The organism is Sandarakinorhabdus glacialis, assembly GCF_014643455.1.
GTDB lineage: Bacteria > Pseudomonadota > Alphaproteobacteria > Sphingomonadales > Sphingomonadaceae > Sandarakinorhabdus > Sandarakinorhabdus glacialis.
Window position 1 is genome coordinate 218,859 of sequence record NZ_BMJM01000003.1, and the last position, 20,625, is coordinate 239,483.

Genomic DNA, 20,625 nt, shown 5'->3' on the forward strand with positions numbered 1-20,625 from the left:
CGGCGTGGAACCGGTTCAGGTGGCGGTAGTTTGCCTCCGACATGCCGCAAAATTGCAGGGGACGGGCGCTGTTGTTGAATCGCCGGTTCCGGTTGTCGAGGGGATTGGCTGCAGGTATTGCCGCGGCGATCGCCGGGACGGCTAGTGCCCAGCCGGCGACGCCTGCCGCCGAGGCCGATCTTTGGGCTGAACTGCCGCCGCTGGCGCCGCTTGCGCCGACAGCACCCCTGGCCCCGCCGCCGCCGGTCGTTCCCGACACCGAGCTATCGGCACCGCTGCTGCCGCTGGGCAGCGTCGCGCCGCCACCGGTCGTTGCTGCCACCGCCGACCCAAAGCTGCCCGATGTTCGCTATCGCCTGCAGATCGAAGGTCTCAAGCAGGTCGACCTCGAAGCTCGTTTTCGCGGTCTTTCGGCCTTGCTTCAGGACGGGCGCAAGGCCGGCAGCGCGGCGCAGGTCGGCGCGCGCGCCAAGGTCGACGTCCAGCTTGCCGAAAACCTGCTGCGTTCCGAGGGCTATTACGACGCCGTCGCCAGTGCGGTGGTCGGCCCCCTGCCCGGCCCCGACGGACAATTGCTGGTGGCGATCACCGCGACGCCTGGCTCGCGTTACAAGCTTGGCACGATCACCCTGAAGGGCGTCGGCGCCGCGCCGCTGGGTCCCGAGCCGCTGGGGATCGCGCGTGCGGCGCTGGGGCTGTCGACCGGCGACTTCATCGTCGCACCCGCAATCGAATCCGCCGAGGCGAGTGTGGTGCTGCGCCTGCCCGAGCAGGGGTATCCGTTCGCGGCGGTCGGCCAGCGCGACATCGTGCTCGACGATGTGCGCTTCAGCGGCGATTACACCCTGCCCGTCGATGCCGGGCGCAAGGCGCGTTTCGGCGGCTTTCGATTGGCCGGCGACGCGGTTTTCGACCTTGATCACATCGCCATCCTGCCGCGCTTCAAGGCCGGCGAGCTGTACGACAGCCGGCGCGTCGACGATTTGCGCCAGGCGTTGATCGCCACCAGCCTGTTGTCGACCGTCGCCGTCGAGCCGGATGCCACCGGCGCCATTGACGCCGAGGGCATCGAGACCGTCGACCTGCTGGTCCGACAGACGCGGGGTCCGTCGCGCAACCTTGCCGCCAATGCCGGCTTTGGGACCGGCGAGGGCTTGCGGCTGAGCGGCAGCTGGACGAACCGCAACCTGTTCCCGCCCGAAGGCGCTGTGAGCGCTGCGGTCGTCGTCGGCACCAACGAGCAGAGCGTTCGCGGGCAGTTCGTGCGATCGAATGCCGGCCAGCGAGACCGCGCGTTCCAGTTGGGTGCATCGGTCGTCCGCCAGCGGTTCGACGCCTATGATGCCCAGACGATCGGTCTGAACGCCAGCCTGGCACGGGCAAGCACCCCGGTCTGGCAGAAGCGCTGGACCTGGTCGCTGGGCGCCGAATTGATCGCATCGCGCGAGACGAGTTTCGACCCGAAACAGGCGGCGCGCGACGAGGGCACTTACCTGATCGCCGCGTTGCCGACGCAGCTGGGTTACGACCGCTCCGACAATCTGCTCGATCCGACCCGTGGGTTCCGCTTGACGGCGCGCGTCAGCCCCGAGGCCCAGCAGCGTACCGGTGGGCCGTTCGACAGCTATGGGCGGTTTTTGTTCGAGGCGAGCGCCTATTACCCGGCGACCCGGTCGCTGGTCATTGCCGGACGCGCGCGCGTTGGCTCGATTGTCGGTGCGCCGCGCGACGAAATTGCACCATCGCGGCGGCTTTATGCCGGCGGCGGCGGTTCGGTGCGAGGCTATGGGTTCCAGGAGCTTGGACCCCGCGGTGCCGACAACGAGCCACTCGGCGGGCGATCGCTGACCGAATTCGCACTCGAGGCGCGCTACCGTTTCGGCGACTATGGCATCGTGCCGTTCATCGACGCCGGACGACTGGGCGAAGACTCGACGCCGTCGCTGTCGGGCATGCGATACGGCGTCGGCATCGGCGCGCGATATTATACCAATTTCGGCCCGATGCGGATCGACGTTGCCATGCCGATCAATCGCCAACCGGGCGAATCCAAGGTCGCGCTGTATATCTCGATCGGACAGGCATTTTGACGGCGTCGCGGATCCTTGCCTGGGTGGGCGGTGTCATCGCGGCGATCGTACTGCTGGTCGCGCTCTTGATGGTCGGACTGAACACGGCGCCCGGAAAGCAGTTCCTGTTGCAGCAGCTGGCGGGTTTCACCACCGCCACCGGGCTGAATTATCGTGCCGCAGATATCGATGGCTCGATCTATGGGCGCATGACGATCCGCGATCTCGAGGTTCGCGACCTGCGCGGCGTGCTGGTGACCTCGCCGGCGGTGGTCGTAGACTGGACACCCGGCGCGCTGCTCGATGGCGGGCGGATCGTGCTGGCCGAGGCCAGTGCCGAGACGGTGCGACTGTTGCGCAGTCCGGAGATGACGCCCTCCGATCCCGACGAGCCGTTGCTGCCCGATCTCGATATCGACATTGCCAGCTTCCGCGTCGGCAGCTTCATCATCGAACCGCCGCTCACCGGTCGGCGACACATCGTCGGACTGAAAGGATCGGCGAGCATCGCCGACGGCCGGGCGACGGTGGCGCTCGATGCAGCGGCGCGCCGCGGCGTCGGCATTGCCGGGGGCGATGCGCTGGTGCTGCGGCTCGATGCCGTGCCGGAGGCCAATCGGCTCGATATCAACGCGCGGTTGGCGGCGCCGGTCGGCGGTCTGGTGGACGGGTTTACTAGATTGGGGCGACCCTTGGCGGCGCGGATTTCAGGCAAGGGAAGCTGGAAGGACTGGCGGGGGGCACTGGCCGCCAGCAGCGGAACGGCGTCGCTTGCCAATCTTGCGATTACTGCGGCCGATGGTGTCTTTACGGTACGCGGCCGCACCGATCCCGGCGTCTTGCTGACCGGTCCGGCACAGGCGCTGCTCCGCCAGGTCGATGTCGATATCACCGCGAAACTCGCCGAGCGCCGGGTCGATCTGAGCGCAAATGCGACGTCCGACGCCTTTGCCGTCAATGCCAAGGGGCTGGTTGACCTGGGCGCCAGCCGCTTCGAGGATTTCGCAGTCAATGCACAACTGCTGCGGCCCGGCGCCATCGCGCCCGACCTGCGCGGCAACGATGTGCGGCTGGCGGCGACGATCGATGGCGCGTTCGGCACGCCGACCCTGGCCTATCGGGTCAGCGCAGCATCGTTGACCTTCGACACCACGACAGTCGAAGGGCTGGTCGCCAGCGGCAAGGCCACCGTCGATGCCGAACGCATCCTGGTGCCGATCTCGGCGCGGGCGCGGCGGGTCACCGGGCTCAATGCCGCCGCCGGGGGCCTGCTGACCAATCTCGCCATCGACGGCGACCTGGCCTGGGCGAAGGGACAGCTGCTGTCGGACAACCTCCGCCTGCGATCAGACCGCATCGATGCCACCGCGATCATCATCGCCGATGTTGCCAAGGGGCGATACGCCGGTACGCTAAAGGGCCGCTTCAACGATTATCAGGTGGCGGGGCTGGGCCGCATCGACGTCGTCACCGACGCCCGGCTGATAACCACGCCGAGCGACGGCTTCGGTATCGCCGGCACGGCTCAAATAGCGACGCGGCGCATCGATAACGAAGCGGTGCGCGCGCAACTGGGCGGCAATGCCGTCGTCACCGCGGCATTCGGCTATGATCCGGCGGGCGCGGCAACGCTGCGTAATTTGCGGATGACGGCACCGCTGCTGCGGATCACCGACGGCAGCGGCAGCTATCGCACGGACACAGGGCGCTTTACCGTCGCGGCGCGTGCAGTCTCGAACACCTATGGGCCCGCCAGCGTCACGGGTTCCGGCACCGTCGAACGCCCGGTCGTGACGGTGCGTGCCGACCGGCCCGGGTTGGGCATCGATGTTCGCAACCTGGTGGCGGAGTTGACCGGCTCGCCGGCCGGCTATCGCATCGTCGCCAGCGGCGCGTCGGCGTATGGACCGCTGAGCGGCGACATGCTGGTGCGCACCGGCAAGGCGCTTGTCATCGACATAAACCGGGCTCGTATCGCGGGCATCGATGCACGCGGGCGGGTGGCGCAGACGGTGGCCGGGCCCTTTGCCGGCAACATCACGCTTGCCGGCTCGGGCATTACCGGCAGCGTCCGCCTTGCAGCCGCCGGTAACGTCCAGCGCGCCGATGTCGACGCGCGGGCCTCGGCGGCGCGCATCCCCGGCAACGTCCCGATCACGATCGGCAGCGGCACTGCGCGCGCCGCGATCATTCTCTATCCGGATGCGCCGTCGATCACCGGCACCGCCGATCTCGCCGATGTCCGATCCGGCACCTTGCTGGTGGCGCGCGCCCGCAGCCGCTTCGATTATCGCGGTGGCAACGGCAATGTCGGGTTGGTCGCCAATGGCAGCACGACGGCGCCGTTCAACGTCGCCGCGCAGGCGCGGTTGACCCCGCAGCAGGTCGTGGCCAATGCCACCGGCGCTTTCAACGGTATCAGTTTCAAACTGGCAGCGCCGGCAGTGGCTACGAAAACCGGCGGCGAATGGCGGCTGGCGCCGGCAACGATCGTCTTCCCGCAAGGCCGGGCGCGCATTGCTGGCAGCTACGGCAAGCAGGCCCGCCTCAATGCAGTCCTCGACAGCGTCGATCTCGGCATCGTCAATAGCTTCGTCCCCGATCTCGGACTGGGCGGCAAGGCCTCGGGAACGATCGACGCCGTGCTCGCCGATGTGCCGGTGGTCGATGCCCGCATCAACGTCGCCGGCTTTACCCGGACGGCGGCGTACACGATCTCGGCACCGGTCGATATCGCGACTTCGGCGCAATTGTCGGGGTCGGGCGGCAGCATAGCGGGAGCGATCCGGCGCGGGTCCACCACCATCGGCCGGCTGCAGGCACGGGTCGCTCCGCTGCCCGCCGGCAACGGCATCGCGGCCCGCTTGCTGGCGGCGCCGCTGTCGGGCGGCATCCGCTATGGCGGCCCCGCCGAAGTGTTGTGGGCTTTGACCGGGATCGCCGGGCAGGACGTCACCGGGCCGATATCGATCGCTGCCGATTTCGGCGGCCGGGTCGACCAGCCGCGGTTGACCGGCACCATCCGTGCCACTTCGCTACGCTATGCCAACCAGGCGTACGGCACGGTCATCCGCGACATCGCCATCCAGGGCAATTTTACCCAGTCGCAGTTGCAGTTGAATTCGCTGACGGCACGCGCCGGGGACGGCACGATTGCTGCCAGCGGCTTTGTCGGTCTCGACGCCGCGAGCGGTTTCCCGGCAAATATCGACGTCCGTTTCGACCGCGCCGAGCTGGCCAGGGGCGACGCGCTCGGGGCGCAGGCGACAGGGCGGCTGACGATCGTCAACGGCCGCGGCGGTGCGCTGGTCAGCGGCACCATCGACATTCCCGAGGCGCGCTACGAGATCATCCGGCAAGGCGATTCCGCCGTTACCCTGTTGACCGGGGTGCGCCGCAAGAACGTGCCGTTGGTTGAAGTCGTAGCTAGCGCGCCGCCGCCCGGACCGGCGACTGTCCGGCTCGATGTGCGCGTTCGCGCCGATAATCGCATCTTCGTCAGCGGTATGGGGCTCGAGGCGGAGTGGGAAACCGACATGCGGATCACCGGCACGGCGGCAGCGCCGCGGATCGTCGGGCGGCTCGAGGTTGTGCGCGGTACGTACAGCTTTGCCGGGCGCCGGTTCGAGCTGGGCCAGAGCGGCGCGATCGTCTTCGATGGCGGGCAATTTACCAATCCCGAGCTGTCGCTGTCCGCCGTGACGACGGTCGAGGGCGTGACGGCGACGATCAATATCGGCGGCCGGGCGCAGCGGCCGCAGATTACCTTTACCTCGACACCGACACTGCCGCAGGACGAGGTCCTGTCGCGGTTGTTGTTCGGGGCGTCGGTCACCAATATCTCGCCCATCCAGGCGGTGCAGCTGGCGGCGGCGCTGAACTCGCTGCGCGGGTCGGGAGGCGGGCTCAATCCGCTCGGCAAGCTGCGCTCGGCGACCGGCATCGACCGGTTGCGCGTGCTGGGCGAGGACAAGACGACCGGGCGCGGCACCTCGGTGGCGGCGGGTCAGTACATTGCCAGCAACATCTATGTCGAGGTCATTACGGACGCCCGCGGCTTCACGGCGACGCAGCTGGAGATCGGGCTGACGCGGACGCTGAGCCTGCTCAGCTCGACCGGGTCGTTCGGCGGGTCGAACGTCACCCTGCGCTATTCGCGAGACTATTGATGCGGACCATCGGCAAGATACTGGCGGCTATGATGGTGGTGCCGGTGGTCCACGATGTTTTGAAGGGCCGCCCGATCGATACGGGCGACCGGACGCCGCCCGTACGCACCCTGCTCGGGTGGTCGCTGGCGGGCCTGGCACTGGGCAGCGCGGTGGCGGCCAAGGCATTGTTGCCGCCGACAGCGCCTGCCGATCCGGAAGCAGACCGTAATCCGGACAGCGCGGCTGGTGCCGCCCCGCAGGCAGTGACGAAGGTTGGCGCCGGCGTGGCAGCCGGGTCTCCCGCCGAATTCTCGTTTGCCGCTTGGAAGGCCATCCTCGGCCGGGTCTGGGTCAACAATGGCGAGCATAATCTGAGCCTAATGTCGGCAGGGGTGGCGTTCTATGCGTTTCTGTCGTTCGTGCCGCTGCTTGCCGCGCTGGTGATGAGTTATGGGCTGGTGGCCGATCCGGCGACTGTCTCCAAGCATATGAAGACGATCATCGACCTGGTGCCGGCAGAAGCAGCGCGGCTGATCTATGAGCAGTTGGTCAATTTGACGACGTCGGCGGCGAGCCGGAAGGGGTTCGGGCTGCTGATGGCGCTTTTGGTGGCGATCTATGGCGCGTCACGCGCGTCGGGAGCGATCATCTCCGCGCTGAATGTCATTTACGAGGAGCGGGATCGGCGAGGAATCATCCGGGGCACGGCGATTTCGGCGGTGCTGATCGTCGGTGCGGTGGTGACCGCGATCGTCGGCATATTGGCTGCCTCGATGATGGGTTATGCGCAGGACTTGCTCAAGGACCTGGGGCCGGTCGGGATCATGATCGTGCAGGGTCTGACCTGGCTGATTGCAGGTGGGCTCTGCTGCGTGGCGATCGGCGCGATGTACCGGTTTGCGCCCGATCGCGCCGACGCGCGTTGGCGCTGGCTGACGGTCGGATCGGTGGCGGCGACGCTGCTGTGGCTGCTGGCGACGCTCGGCTTCGGAATCTATGCGGCGCGGTTCGGCGACTATAACGCTACCTACGGCTCGCTCGGCGCAGTCGTCGTGCTGCTGATGTGGCTGTATGTTTCGGCATATGCGATCCTGATCGGCGGGTTGATCAATGCCGAGGCCGAGCGGCAGACGGCGCAGGACAGCACGACCGGCCGGACGCGGCCGCTGGGGCAGCGCGGCGCCGTCGTTGCCGACATGAGCGCGGCGATCGATCCGGTGGCGCCGCCTGAATGACATAGCCGCTGGGCCATCCGGCTTGTAGACCGGGGGCGATGCGCAGGAAGGTCTTTTTCGACGGCGGCTGCCGGCCCAATCCGGGCGTGATGGAGATCGCCGTCGTCGCTGTGGGTAAGGTACATGTCGTGCGCGACGCCGGGCATGGATCGAGCATGGACGCCGAATGGCTGGCCCTGATCCAGGCGCTGCGGATTGGACTGGAGCTGGGTGAATTCGTGCTGATGGGGGATGCAGCGGCGGTCATCGGGCAGGCCAATGGCGAGGTTCGCTGCCAAGGCCGCAATCTGGTGCATCTGGAAGTGTTTCGTGCGCTGGCGGCGGGTGCGTCGCCGCATGTGCGCTATGTGAAGCGCACGCAGAACCTGGCAGGCATCGCGTTGGCGCGGCTGCACGATCGATGATCGGGACATTGTACAGCTTTCGGCGGTGCCCGTATGCGATGCGAGCGCGGCTGGTGTTGCTCGCCAGCGGTTCGACGTTCGAGATCCGCGAGGTGGTGTTGCGCGCCAAGCCGGCAGAGCTGGTCGCGGTGTCGCCGAAAGCGACGGTGCCGGTGCTGATCCTGGCGGATGGTCGCGTGATCGACGAGAGCCTCGATATCATGCGTTGGGCCCTCGGCCAGAACGACCCCGAGGATTGGCTGGCGGGCGATGATGCGGCGCTGATCGAGACGTTCGACGGTCGCTTCAAGCATCACCTCGACCTGTACAAATACGCCGACCGTCATGTCGGCGATGCGGGAGAGCACCGCGCTGCCGGGCTGGATATGCTGTACGGGCTGGAGGCACGGCTTGCTGCCAGTCCCGAGCTTTGCGGGCCGCGGCGATCGCTGGCCGACATGGCGATCATGCCGTTCGTGCGCCAGTTTGCGGCGGTCGATAGCGTTGGCTTCAACGCTGAGTCATTGCCGCGCCTGCACGGCTGGTTGGCGCGGCATTTGGAGTCAGCGTTGTTTGCACGGGCTATGGTTCGGCTGGGGCCGTGGTCGCCTGGCGCTCCGCCGGTGGTGTGGCCCGAATAGCTCTGCCGGCCAGCGGGCGCTCCCGTACGTCAAACGCCCCATTGGCCCAAATCACCCCGCTTCATAGCTATTGTGACGGATTGACGGCGAACACGCTGCAACCATCGAGACCTTGGGAGGACGAACCGGCCGAACTTTCGGCAGCAGGGGGACGAGATGATTGCGAGCTTCAGGGTCAAGACGGCGCTGCTATGTGCCAGCATGATGACGACGGCGATCGCCTCCGCACCGGCGATTGCCCAGGTCCAGCTGGCTTCCGCTGACGCGGCCGATGACGCTACCATGGATTCGGACGCGATCATCGTCACCGCGACCCGCCGGGCGGTCAGCCTCGCCGACGTGCCGATCAATATTGCCGCAATCGGGGCCGAGCAATTGCGCGAACAGCGGATCGACGACATCCGCTCGCTCGGCAGCTTCACGCCGGGTGTGACGATCATCGATTCAGGCCCGCGCGGTGCCGGCAACATCGTTTTGCGCGGCATTTCGGCCGATGACACCAGCACCGGCGGCGCCAATACCGACAGCGCGCTGGCGATCTATCTTGGTGAAATCCCGCTTTATCTCGACTTCAAGCTGCTCGACATGCAGCGTGTCGAAGTGCTGCTAGGGCCGCAGGGCACGCTGTACGGCCTCGGCACGCTGGCCGGTGCCATTCGCTATATTCCGAACCGCCCGGACACCGAGAACTGGTCGGTCGACCTGCATAGCCGGGTGTCGGCGCGGGCCGAGAGCAAGGACCTGGGCTTCGTCGGCGACTTCACCCTCAATGTGCCGATCATCAAGGACCATGTCGCCTTCCGGACGACCAGCGGCTATTATTACGAGCCCGGTTTTATCGATTATCCGTTCGTCCTGCAGAACCCCGGCACCTCGTTGCCGCAGCCGGGCGGGACCAACCTGGGCACTGCGGCGCAACAGGGCTCCAACCTGCGGCGGGAGCGCGATGTCAACTATGAGCGGACCTACACGACGCGCAACCAGCTGCTTTTGCAGGCCAACGACGACATCAAGGCTTATCTGACCTATGCCTTCCAGCAGACCGAAACCGGCGGCCGCCAGGCCAATGGGGCGGGCGTGCTGGGCAGCGGCAAATACGAAGGGCCATGGCGCTATCTCGAGCCGCAGAAGCGCAAGGCGCATCTGTTTGCCGGCGAGCTCGATATCAACCTCGGCGATATCGCGCAGCTGGTGACGGCGACGGCGTATACCAAACAGGATATCGATGCGATCGGCGACAATACCGACCTGCTGCTCGACCTCGATTACGACTATGAGCAGTTCCCGGCGTTCAGTTCCTATGCGCCGTCGCATAGCGAATACAAGCAGTTCAACCAGGAAGTTCGCTTTGTTTCGACGCACGGCGGCCCGTTCAGCTGGGTCGTCGGCGGGTTCTACAACAAGTTCGAGGTCGACAATAACCGGCAGGAATATGTACCGGGTTATTACGCCGCGTTCCCGACCGGGAAGCCCAACCCGAGCTTTTCGCGGACCCGGCCGGACGATCTCGAATATATGTCGTTCGTGCAGACCAAGACGGTCGAAAAGGCGCTGTTCGGCGAGGTGACCTTCAAGCCGATCGACGCCTGGCAGATCACCGGCGGCCTGCGCTATTATGACTACACCGCCGAAGCCACCGGCGGCACCGAGATCCCCATGACCGGCGGCGGCGTGCGGCGGACGCCATATCCGCTGGTCCGGTTCGACCCTTCGCGGATCCGCTCGGGCAGCACGAGTTCGGATGGTTTCGTCTATAAATTCAACACCTCGTACAAGTTCCGCGACGGTCTGCTGGCCTATGCGACCTATTCGACCGGCTACCGGATCGGCGGCGTCAACCGGGTGCCGCCGTGCATCATCCCGCTACCGGCGGGGCAGAATGTCTGCGCCTTGCCCAACGAGCTGGTGTTCGGGCCTGACAAGACCAGGAACAAGGAAATCGGGCTGCGCGCGTCGTTCTTCGACAACCGGCTGACGGTCAATCTGGCGGGCTTCATCGTCGACTGGAGCGATGTGCAGGTCGGTAGCCAGACGGCGAATGGTGCCGTCGGGATCACGATCAATGCCGCCGAGGCGAAGTCCCAGGGGATCGAGTTCTCGGGAACGGCGAAGCTGACCGACAGGCTGACCTTGTCGGCGACCTATGCCTATCTCGATGCCAAGCTGACGGCCGACGCGCCCGGGCTGGTGACCGGGCTCGATGCGTCCAAGGGTGATCGCCTGCCGGGTTCGATGAAGAATTCGGGCAGCCTGATCGCCAATTACGTCCAGCCGGTGACCGAGGATGGCGATGTCGTGCTCAATTGGGCCGTGACCTACCAGGGCGATGTCCTGACACGGGTGGGCGAGCGCAACTTCGGCGAGACACTGCCTGACTATTGGTTGAACCGGGCGACGGTCTTTTACCGCACCAGCCAGTTCGAGTTCGGGGTGTTCGCCAACAACATATTCAATGTCTATGCGGTTACTTCGATCGGACAGGACTATTCGAAGCAGACGGTCAATGATGGGCAGTATCTGCGATTCTACAGCCAGGGCGTGCTGACACCGCGGACTGTCGGGTTCGAGGGCCGTATTAAATTCTGAGCTGTTGACGGGGACGGGACGAGGGGCTGCTCCGGGAACCGGACGGCCCCTTTTTTTGGCGTCGGGTGTTTTTTGAGAAGTCGAGCGATTTTAGGGCGTTAAAGGCTACAAGTTCACTGGGACGCGAATTTTTTACGTGGTGTTTTTCGCGGTTTGGGCGGGTGTACGGATCGAGTCTGGAGGCGACTGCTTGCCATCAATAACCGATATGGTTTGTTTTGTCAAGGTTTGCGGTTGGGGGGCGGTTTTACGGCGACGGGGGACCATCCCCACCCGGGCCGCGAAGACGCGTCTCTCGCCTCCCCCCTTGAGGGGGAGGGCAAGATATGCCCTGTTCCTCGAGCAAAGCCTTGGCCGGAGCGAGGGCGCCGGCATGGGCTTGCCAGCGGGCGACCGCGTCGGTGTAGATCGGGCGGCGGACCTGCGCGGCGCTCGGGGTGGCGACGGGGGCGGACTGGGTGTGGAAATCGAGCGCCTTGTCGGTCCATTCGAGGTTGCAGTGCGCGTAGAGCGCGCGGCTCTGCTGCTCCTGGTTGGCGACAAGGGCTTCGTAGGAGAGTTGCAGGATGCGGCCGGGCAAAAGGCGGTCCCAGAAGGCCATCAGCCGGTCGAAACGGGCGTAGTAGCGGGCGGTGTCGAGCAAGTCGTAGCTGTAATGGTAGTAGGTCGAGGTCGTAGCAAAGAGGTTTTTGTAGTTGCTCCAGATGGTGTCGAGGGGGTGGCGGCGCAGGCAGATGATGGCGGCAGCGGGCAATGCGCGGGCAATATGAGCGATGTAGAGGCTGTTCGCCGGTAGTTTGTCGATGAAACGGCCCCCGGATTCTTGGGCGTACTGGTTGGCGCGGGACATGTAGAGGCGGCCGACGGTTTCGGGGGCGAGGGCGCCCGAGGCGGCGATGGTTTCGGGGTCGATGACGAGGCGCGAACGCGTGCCGGTGAGTTGCTTGATGGCCAGCGGCATGGCCTGGAATTCGCCGGCGCTGTGGACCTGGGGATGCGATGACAGGATGCGATCGACGAGGGTGGTGCCGGTGCGCGGCATGCCGGTGATGAAGATCGGCGCGTCGGTGACGGTGCTGGGGCCGGTGAAGAAACCGGGCGCGGAAAAGCCGGTTTCGAGGGCGTCGAAGATGGCGGCGTCCTGGGCAAAATCATAGCCGATGCGCGCCTTGTGGGCGGTGTTGGCGGCCTCGAGGTGACGGTATGCGGGTTCGGCTTGCCCTAGCTCCTCATATTCCTTGGCGAGGGCGTAGCGAATGCGGAGCGCGTCGGCGGGGGGGGCGGCGGGGAGGACGGCTTCGAGGCGGGCTATGTGGTTTTGTTCGGCGCTGGCCTTGGTCAGGCCGGACAGGGCGTAATGGGCGCGGCCGTTGGTGGGGGCGCGGGCGATGATGAACTCGTATTGCGCGGCGGACTCAGTGGTGCGGCCGATGAAGCCGAGGGCGGCGGCGAGATTGTAGCGGAATTCGAGGTTGCCGCCGTCCATGGCGACGGCGGGTTCGAAGGCGTGGAGCGCGGCGTGGTGATCACCCAATCGGGCATAGACGCAGCCGATGGTGTCGTGGGTGAGCGCGTCCTGCGGTCCGATGGCGCGGGCGGTGTCGGCGGCGGCGCGGGCCTGGGCTTCGCGGCGGACGGTGATGAGCAGACGGGCGTGCTGGGCGAGATATTCGGCGGTGGGGTGGAGGGCGATGGCGGCTTCGAGGTGGGTGATGCCGGCGGTGATGCGGCCTTGCAGGGCTTCGGCGAGGCCGGTGATGAAGCGGGCTTCGGCGGGATTGGCGATGTTGCGCGCGATGCGGCGGGCGGAATCGGGGTCGTTTTGGGCGAGGGCTTCGCGGGCGGCGGTGGTGCGGGGGTCCATCAGGGGGTGGTTCTTTGCATGGCGGGATAGCGCAGGAGAAACTGGGTCCCGGGTCAAGCCCGGGATGACAGATTTTGTTGGGGGTTTGGTATTACGACGAACAGAAGAAACACCCACCCCCGACCCCTCCGTTGACGCGAAGGCGTCGCCTGCGGCTGAAGAAGGGAGGGGAGAAGAGGGGTCAGGTGAAGCTGGCGACGCGTTCGAAGAGCCAGAAGCTGCCGATGGCGCCGGCGCCGTAGAGGGCGGCGAGGCGGAAGGGTTGGGCCTGGCCGGCGGTGCGGGCCAGCGCGGCGAGGCTGATGACGGCGGCGACGAAGGCCAGTTGTCCGGCTTCGACGCCGAGGTTGAAGAAGACCAGCCCGGTGACGCGCTCATGGTCGGGGACGCCGAGTTCGCCGAGGACGGTGGCGAAGCCGAGGCCGTGGAGCAGCCCGAAGGCGCCGACGACAACAGCATAGCGGAGGCGGGTGGTGCGGTCCTCGTGGCCGGGATTTTTGGCGAGCAGCGCCTCGCGCGCCATGAAGGCGATCGACAGGGCGATCACGGCTTCGACGGGGGGCACGGGGACGCTGACGACTTCGAAGAATGCCAGCGCCAGCGACAGCGAGTGGCCGACCGTGAAGATCGTTACCAGCATGACCAGGGTGCGGCCGCGGGTCAGCATGCAGAGGCAGAGGACGAAGGCGAGGTGATCCCAGTTGCCGAGGATGTGCCAGAAACCTTGGGTGAGGAAATCGCCGGCGACGGTGGTGAAGGGGCGCTGGACGACATCGGTGACGCCGATCGGCAGGACGACGCCGGTTTCTGTCGCTTGGAGTTGCGACTGCGCCTGGACGCCCATCGCGCTGCTGGTGAAGGCGGCGCCGTCGACCGCCCAGGGGGTGGTGATGGTGTCGGCGCGGACGAGGTCGCGGTCGCACTTGATCGTGAACGACAGGCGGGCGCGGCCGGATTGGGTCTGGCGGCTTTGATCGATCTGGGTGCAGCCGGCGGGCCAGATGACGGGGCTGGCGTTGGTGACTGCCTCGGGCAGGCTGACGATGAGCTCGTAGAGGCCGGGTTCTTCGCCGAGGATGAAGCTGTATTCGCCGAGGTTGAAGACGTCGGCGCGGGCGGGTTGGGCGGTCGAGAAGGCGATCGCCATGACGAGGAGGGCGATGGCGAGGAGACGGTTGAGGAGAAGGGACGAGGGGTTGGGGGCTGCGGTGGTCGGCAGGACAGTGGCGCCCTGACGCCGGCGATTGGTGCTTGGCGGCACGGCTGGATGCCAGCCTTCGCTGGCATGACGGGGGGGGAATTTGGTGGTGGTGGCCATTGGGTCAGCCTTTAATGTCGACGGCATATTTGGCTTCCATGCGCGTGATCGCGGCGTCGACGGCGCCGCTGGACTGGGCGGCGGCCATGTCCTGGCGGACCTGGTCGCGGACGTCGGTGTAACGCATCAGCGCGGGCGGGTTGCGGGCCGCGACGCGGAGGTAGTGGACGCCGCGTGCCGAGGGGTACGGGCCGACCCAGGTGCCGATGGGGGCCTTGCGTGCCGCGGCGAGAACCGGCGCGCCGAACATGCCGCGGAGCATCGATTCGCCGTAGTTGGGGAAACGCTTGCCCATCCAGAAATCGTCGCCGTCGATGCGGTCGCCGCGGTTGAGCGCAGCGAGGATCGCGTCGGGAGCCGGCGGCCCCTCCTTGGAAACAGGCAGGGCCGTGAAAAAGACCTGGTCGAGGGTGATCTGCGGTTCGGCGCGGTAGAGGTCGCCGTGTTCGGAATAGAAATCGAGCTGGTCGGCTTCGGACGGCGTCTGTGGGGCACCGGCGATGAGAAAGCGCAGCCGGTCGACAAGGCGGGCCTTGGTGGTGCGGTCGGTCAGGTGCATGCCGCGCTCGATGGCCTCGCGGAACAGGATTTCGTCGGCGACATAGTCCTTGACCAGCTTGCGGCGCTGGGCGGCGTCGGGCTCGCGGCCGGTCATCATCCTGTAGTCGGCGACTAGGCTTTGCTGGACCGCGGCCGAGATCTCGATGGTGTTGTGGCTGCGGCCGAGCGCCCACCAGCCGAGGAAAAGTGCGGCGCCGAGTGCGAGGAAGATGGCGAGCGGGTCGCGGAGCAGGCGGCGTGCGGTCATGGCTGACTCCGGGGCTTTTTCCGGGCCGGATACGGCGGCAGGTTGTGGTTGGTGGTCAGCGGGCTGAGATAGTGTTCCGACGTCAGGCCCCTTTTGCGCATGGCGAGGCCGGTCAGGCATTCGCGCAGGATGCGGTTGGCGTTAAGGGCGCTGGTGTAGCCGGGGTCGACTAGGGGATTGGTCTCGACGAGTTCGAAGCCGATAACGTTGGTCTCGGCGCACAGGCGGCGGACGATCGGCATGGCCTCGCGCATGGTCAGCCCGCCGGGTTCGGGGGTGCCGGTGCCGGGCATGAACGCCGGATCGAGAACGTCGACGTCGAAGCTGATGAAGATCTTGTCGGAGCCGTCGCGGGCTTCACGGACGGCCTTGTCCATGACGGTTTTCCAGTCGGTTTTTTCGACTTCGGCCATCGGGTGGTAGCGGAAGCCCTGCTCGCGCATCCATTCGAAGCCGGCCTGGTTGGGGAAATAGCCGCGCAGGCCGATCTGGACGAAGTTGCGGCCGTTGACGAGGCCTTCCTTGAAGATGCGGTAGACCGGCTGGCCGTGGCTGGTGAGGTGGTCGCCATACTGCGAGGCGTCGTAATGCGCGTCGAAGTGGACGATGCCGAACTTGCCCTTGCCATGGACGTCGGCCATGGCGCCGGCGTCGGGATACATCAGCGAATGGTCGCCGCCGACGATGATCGGGATGGTGCCGGTGCGGGCGACCGCGGCGACCTGCTGGCGAATATGGGCGAGGCTGCGCTCGGTCGACATCTGGTCGACGGCGATATCGCCGTAATCGACGACGTTGAGTTCGTTGAAGGGCGAGACCATGACGTGCATGTTTTCGGGGGTGACAAAGCCCATGCCCTTGTAGACTTCGCCGGTGCGGATGGCGCGCGGGCCATAGGCGGCGCCGCGATAGCCCGAGCCCTGGTCGAGGCCGATGCCCATGATGGCGACGTCGACCTTGCCGGCGACGAGGTCCTCGGGCGTGATGGCGACGGGCTGGTTGAAGAAGGTCGGGATGCCGAGCTTGGGTCCGGAGCCGAGGTAGCGGTTGAGGTTGATCGGGCCGGGGGTGCGCGGCGTGTCCATGGCGGGCGGGCGCAGGACCTTCCAGCCGTTGAAGCCGGCGTCGCCCGTGTTGAGCGGGATGGTGGCCTCGTCCTTGCCGGGGTGGAACTTGCGCTCCTCGACGACCGCCATCATGCCGTCGATATAGGCTTCGATCTCGGCGGGGGTCTTGGTTTCGAAGCGCTTGAAGAGCAGTTCCTTGCGGGCGGCGAAGCTGCCGGTGTCGTCGGACAGGAGGAAGGCGCGCTTGTCCTTGGAGAGGCCGGCGATCTTGGGGGCGAGCCAGTCGGGGATGGTGACGGCGGTCTGGGCGAAGACCAGCGCGCCGGATGCGGCAGCGAGGAGGAGGACGGCCCCTGCCCTTTTCAGTCGATGCAATGCCATTGGTTTTTCCCCTGCGCGGCCATTGAATACACCTTGGGCGAGGCCGCAAGAGCTACGTCAAATAACACATATCGGCATGGGGAGCGGCGACTAGAGAATTGGCGGCACGGGGCAATTTTTGTTGTGAAGGCTCGCCATGATCTACCGCTTTTTGCTTGGCTGTGCTGTCCTGGCTTCGGTGCCCGCCCATGCGGCGACGCCGGTCAAGGTCGGCGTCCTGCAGTCCCTGACCGGGACCATGGCGATCAGCGAAGTGACGGTCAAAAATGCCGAACTGATGGCGATCGACGAGATCAACGCCAAGGGCGGCGTGATGGGTCGGCCGATACTGGCGATCGTCGAGGATGGCGGATCGGACCCGGCGACGTTCGCGCAAAAGGCCGGCAAGCTGATCCAGTCGAACGGCGTGGCGACGGTGTTCGGCGGCTGGACCTCCGCCAGCCGCAAGGCGATGCTGCCGGTGTTCCAGCGCGCCAAGGGGCTGTTGTGGTATCCGGTGCAGTTCGAGGGCAATGAATGCTCGCCCAACATCATGTACACGGGCGCGCAGCCGAACCAGCAGATCCTGCCGGCGCTGCGCTGGGCGACGGCTGAGGGGTACAAGAACTATTTCCTGATCGGGTCGGATTATGTGTTTCCGCGCACGGCGAACTTGATCCTGAAGAAGCGCATCGGGCAGGCGAAGCTGGGCGTCGCCGGCGAGGAATATGTGCCGCTGGGCGGGACGGACTTCAGTGCCGTGATCGCCAAGGTGCGTGCCGCCAAGCCGGACATCATTTTTTCGACGCTGAATGGCGATAGCAATGTGGCGTTCTTCAAGCAGATGGCGGCCGCTGGCATGACATCGGCCAAATTGCCGGTGATGAGCTTCAGCATCGCCGAGCAGGAGGCGCAGGCGATGGGGCCGGCGCTGGTCAATGGCAGCTATGCAGTGTGGAATTATTTCCAGTCCTTGCCGACGGCCGAGAACAAGGCGTTCGTGGCGGCGTACAAGAAGAAATACGGCGCCAGGGCGGCGATTACCGACCCGATGGTCCATGGTTATGCCAACGTTTACCTGTGGAAGGCGGCGGTCGAGAAGGCCGGGAGCTTCGAGCCGGAAAAGGTGCGCAAGGCGGCAGTTTCGATGGCGGCGATCCCGTCACCAATGGGGCCGATCAAGATGGCGCCGAACCAGAGCCTCGTGCAGCGGGCCTATGTGGGGAAATTGCAGCCGGATGGGCAGTTCAAGGTGGTGTCACAGTTGGCCGGGATGATCGCGCCGCTGCCGTATGATGCGCTGGCGTTTCCTGGGAAGAGTTGCAAGCCGATTTGATGGTGGGCGTGGTTTCAGAGCCTCCGGCGGCTGGGGCCTGGGGTCCCGGGCCATTTTTTGTCGTGCCCGTGATTGCGGGATTTGTGCTTGCGGGGAGACTGGATACCAGCCTTCGCTGGTATGACAGTGGTGCGGAGGCCTTGTAGTGGAGTTGCTCCTTGGCCAGGTCTTTAACGGGTTCAGCGTGGCTTCGCTGTACCTGCTGGCGGCGCTCGGGCTGGCGCTGAGTTTCGGGTTGATGCGGGTCATCAACATGGCGCACGGCGAGATGCTGATGATCGGCGGGTACCTGGCGTATCTGACGTTGCAGGTGGTGCCGGGGCCGTGGAGATTGGTGGCGGCGTTGCCGGTGGCGTTTGTGGGGGCGGCCTTGTTCGGGGCGCTGATCCATGTGGTGCTCATCCGGCGACTGTCGGCGCGGCCGCTGGATACGTTGCTGGCGACATGGGGGCTGAGCCTGATCCTGCAGCAGGGGGCGCGGAGTTTGTTCGGGGCGATCGGTGTCGAGGTGACGGCGCCGGCGTGGCTCGATGGCGGGATAAGTGTTTTGGGGATCGAGTTGCCGGCGGTGCGGTTGTTCATCATCGGGGTGGCGATTGCGGTGCTGGCGGGGCTGGCGTTGTTGCTGTCGCGGACGCGGATCGGCTTGCTGGTGCGGGCGGTGAACCAGGACCGGATGATGGCGGCGGCGACGGGGATCGATGCCGGGCGGGTCGACCTGGTGGTGTTTGCGCTGGGTACGGGCATCGCCGGGCTGGCGGGGGTGATGCTGGCGTTGCTGGGGCCGGTGACGCCGACGGTGGGGCAGAGTTATATCGTGCCGGCGTTTTTGGTCGTGGTGATGGGCGGGCTGGGGTCGATCCGCGGAACGGTGGCGGCGGCGGTGATTTTGGGGCTGGTTGGGTCTTTGGCGCAGATCAGTGTCGATGCGAGCGTGGCGCAGGTGCTGATGCTGGTTTTCGTGATCCTGTTTATCCAGATCCGGCCCGAGGGCGTGGTGGCGAACAAATCGCGGGCGCTCGATGTTTAGGTTGAAGCGCCAGTTTGTCGTTGCGGCAGGGGTGGCGGGTGTCGCTGCGTTCGCGCCGTTCGTGCTAGGCGGGTATGATCTGAATTTGCTGGCGCGGTTTCTGGCGCTGAGCTTGCTGGCGCTGGGTATCGTGCTGACCTGGGGGCATGGCGGGATCCTCAGTCTTGGGCAGGGCGTGTTCTTTGGGCTGGGCGGGTATGCGCTGGCGATGCACATGAAGCTGACGCCGCTCGCGCCGGGCGAAGTGCCGGATTTCATGATGCTGGGCGGGCTGGAGGCGCTGCCGGCTTGGTGGGTGCCGTTCGGCAATCCGGGGTTTGCCTTGCTGGCGGTGGTGCTGGTGCCGGGGATCGTCGCGGCGCTGTTTGCCTGGTCGGTGTTCGGGCGGCGCGTTGGCGGCACGTATTTTGCGCTGATCACCCAGGCGCTGGCGCTGGCGTTTGCGACGTTGCTGGTGAGTGCGCAGGAGACAACGGGGGGGTTCAATGGCCTGACCGATTTCCAGGTCGTGCTGGGGCTCGACCTGAACGGCGCGGAGGCCGGGCGGACATTGTACTGGGTGACCTTGCTGGTGCTGGCGCTGGGCTGGGCTGGGGTAGCGGCGTTGCTGGCGTCGCGGTTCGGGACGATGCTGCGGGCGGTGCGTGACGGCGAGAACCGGGTGCGGTTCCTGGGCCATGATGCGGCGGCGTACAAGATCATCGCCTTTGCCGTGGCGGCGATGCTGGCGGGCGCGGCGGGGGCGTTGTTCACGCTGCATGCGGGGGTGATCTCGCCGGCGATGGTCGGGGTGGTTCCGTCGATCGAGATGGTGATCTGGGTGGCGATCGGTGGGCGGACGAGTCTGGCCGGGGCGATCGCGGGGACGCTGGCGGTGAATTTCGCGCGCGATGCGATCAGCAGCGCGTTTCCGGACTTACGGCCTTATGCGCTGGGGTTGTTATTTATCCTCGTGGTGACGCTGCTGCCGGGCGGGTTGGCGGAATTGCTGGCGGCGCGTTTTCGGAAGGTGGCACGATGAGCCCCCTGCCCGACCGGTTGCTTGAGGTGGACGGCGTCACGGTCGACTATGATGGCTTCAAGGCGCTCGACGGGTTTTCGCTGACACTGGATGCAGGCGAAATCCGGGTGGTGATCGGGCCGAACGGTGCCGGCAAGTCGACATTGTGCGATACGATCATCGGGCGGGTGCGGCCCTCGGCGGGGCGGGTGCTGTTTCGTGGGCAGGATATTTCGAAATTGCCCGAGCACCGGATTGCCGGGCTGGGGATCTGCCGGAAGTTCCAGGCGCCGGGGGTGCTGGCATCGCTCAGCGTGGCGGACAATCTCGGAATTGCCGCGGCGATCGACAAGCGGTGGTGGCGGTCGTTCGGCTTCGGTACGCCGCCTGCCGAGGCCGAGCGGATCGCGGTCATCCTCGAGCGTATCGGGCTGGCGGGGCGGCGTGATGTGCTGGCCGGCACGCTGGCGCACGGCGAGAAGCAGTGGCTCGAGATCGGCATGGTGGTGGCGACAGAGGCCGAATTGCTGCTGCTCGACGAGCCGACGGCGGGCATGGGACCGGCCGAGACGACGCGCACGGCGGAGCTGATCCGGTCGTTGGCGGGGGATCATTCGATCATCGTCATCGATCATGACATGGCGTTCGTCGAGCAACTGGCGGCCAGGGTGACGGTGATGCACCAGGGACAGTTCCTGATGCAGGGGTCGATTGCCGAGGTGCGGGCGGATGCGCGGGTGGCGGAAGTCTATCTGGGGCGGGCGAAGTGAGGGGGTC

The 20,625-nt window shown here is 66.1% G+C and carries 14 protein-coding genes; 10 read left to right on the forward strand and 4 right to left on the reverse strand.

What is annotated here, in order from left to right; genetic code table 11:
• The first annotated feature begins 104 nt into the window (after positions 1–104).
• From IEW98_RS05970 to IEW98_RS05995, 6 genes are all read left to right on the forward strand, one after another.
• Positions 105–2,090 carry an autotransporter assembly complex protein TamA gene (locus tag IEW98_RS05970; RefSeq protein WP_188762017.1) on the forward strand — a complete coding sequence of 662 codons (1,986 nt, stop codon included), beginning with the start codon at positions 105–107 and terminating at the stop codon, positions 2,088–2,090.
• Positions 2,087–6,238 carry a translocation/assembly module TamB domain-containing protein gene (locus IEW98_RS05975; protein ID WP_243450572.1) on the forward strand — a complete coding sequence of 1,384 codons (4,152 nt, stop codon included), beginning with the start codon at positions 2,087–2,089 and terminating at the stop codon, positions 6,236–6,238. The genes IEW98_RS05970 and IEW98_RS05975 overlap by 4 nt, the downstream gene beginning before the upstream one ends.
• Positions 6,238–7,455, forward strand: coding sequence for a YihY/virulence factor BrkB family protein (locus IEW98_RS05980; RefSeq protein WP_243450573.1), 1,218 nt, complete (start codon positions 6,238–6,240; stop codon positions 7,453–7,455). The genes IEW98_RS05975 and IEW98_RS05980 overlap by 1 nt, the downstream gene beginning before the upstream one ends.
• Positions 7,456–7,493: 38 nt before the next feature.
• Positions 7,494–7,859, forward strand: coding sequence for a ribonuclease H family protein (locus tag IEW98_RS05985; RefSeq protein ID WP_188762018.1), 366 nt, complete (start codon positions 7,494–7,496; stop codon positions 7,857–7,859).
• The gene (locus IEW98_RS05990; RefSeq protein WP_188762019.1) at positions 7,856–8,479 is read left to right on the forward strand and encodes a glutathione S-transferase; all 624 of its coding nucleotides are present in this window, start codon (positions 7,856–7,858) and stop codon (positions 8,477–8,479) included. The genes IEW98_RS05985 and IEW98_RS05990 overlap by 4 nt, the downstream gene beginning before the upstream one ends.
• A 201-nt stretch (positions 8,480–8,680) precedes the next feature.
• The gene (locus IEW98_RS05995; protein ID WP_243450574.1) at positions 8,681–11,065 is read left to right on the forward strand and encodes a TonB-dependent receptor; all 2,385 of its coding nucleotides are present in this window, start codon (positions 8,681–8,683) and stop codon (positions 11,063–11,065) included.
• Positions 11,066–11,312: 247 nt separating this feature from the next.
• On the opposite strand, the gene IEW98_RS06000 is transcribed toward IEW98_RS05995, so the two are convergent.
• From IEW98_RS06000 to IEW98_RS06015, 4 genes are all read right to left on the reverse strand, one after another.
• On the reverse strand, positions 11,313–12,929 hold the full coding sequence (locus IEW98_RS06000; protein WP_188762021.1) for a tetratricopeptide repeat-containing sulfotransferase family protein: 1,617 nt from the start codon (positions 12,927–12,929) through the stop codon (positions 11,313–11,315).
• A 181-nt stretch (positions 12,930–13,110) separates the two neighbouring features.
• A complete protein-coding gene (locus tag IEW98_RS06005; RefSeq protein WP_243450575.1) occupies positions 13,111–14,247 on the reverse strand; it encodes a HupE/UreJ family protein in 1,137 nt (378 codons plus the stop codon).
• Between the two features lie 4 nt (positions 14,248–14,251).
• Positions 14,252–15,055, reverse strand: a complete 804-nt coding sequence (locus tag IEW98_RS06010) for a peptidylprolyl isomerase (protein ID WP_188762022.1) — start codon at positions 15,053–15,055, stop codon at positions 14,252–14,254.
• Positions 15,052–16,503 (reverse strand): agmatinase family protein, encoded by a 1,452-nt coding sequence (locus IEW98_RS06015; RefSeq protein ID WP_188762023.1) that lies wholly within the window; start codon positions 16,501–16,503, stop codon positions 15,052–15,054. Before IEW98_RS06015 ends, IEW98_RS06010 begins: the two co-directional genes overlap by 4 nt.
• A 136-nt stretch (positions 16,504–16,639) precedes the next feature.
• On the opposite strand from IEW98_RS06015, the gene urtA reads away from it, so the two are divergent.
• From urtA to urtD, 4 genes are all read left to right on the forward strand, one after another.
• Positions 16,640–17,818 carry an urea ABC transporter substrate-binding protein gene (gene urtA, locus IEW98_RS06020; RefSeq protein ID WP_188762024.1) on the forward strand — a complete coding sequence of 393 codons (1,179 nt, stop codon included), beginning with the start codon at positions 16,640–16,642 and terminating at the stop codon, positions 17,816–17,818.
• 145 nt (positions 17,819–17,963) lie between these two features.
• Positions 17,964–18,848, forward strand: coding sequence for an urea ABC transporter permease subunit UrtB (gene urtB / locus IEW98_RS06025; RefSeq protein WP_188762025.1), 885 nt, complete (start codon positions 17,964–17,966; stop codon positions 18,846–18,848).
• Positions 18,841–19,869: an urea ABC transporter permease subunit UrtC gene (urtC, locus tag IEW98_RS06030; protein ID WP_188762026.1), complete on the forward strand. Its 1,029-nt coding sequence runs from the start codon at positions 18,841–18,843 to the stop codon at positions 19,867–19,869. The genes urtB and urtC overlap by 8 nt, the downstream gene beginning before the upstream one ends.
• The gene (gene urtD, locus IEW98_RS06035) at positions 19,866–20,618 is read left to right on the forward strand and encodes an urea ABC transporter ATP-binding protein UrtD (protein ID WP_188762027.1); all 753 of its coding nucleotides are present in this window, start codon (positions 19,866–19,868) and stop codon (positions 20,616–20,618) included. The genes urtC and urtD overlap by 4 nt, the downstream gene beginning before the upstream one ends.
• Positions 20,619–20,625 lie beyond the last annotated feature (7 nt).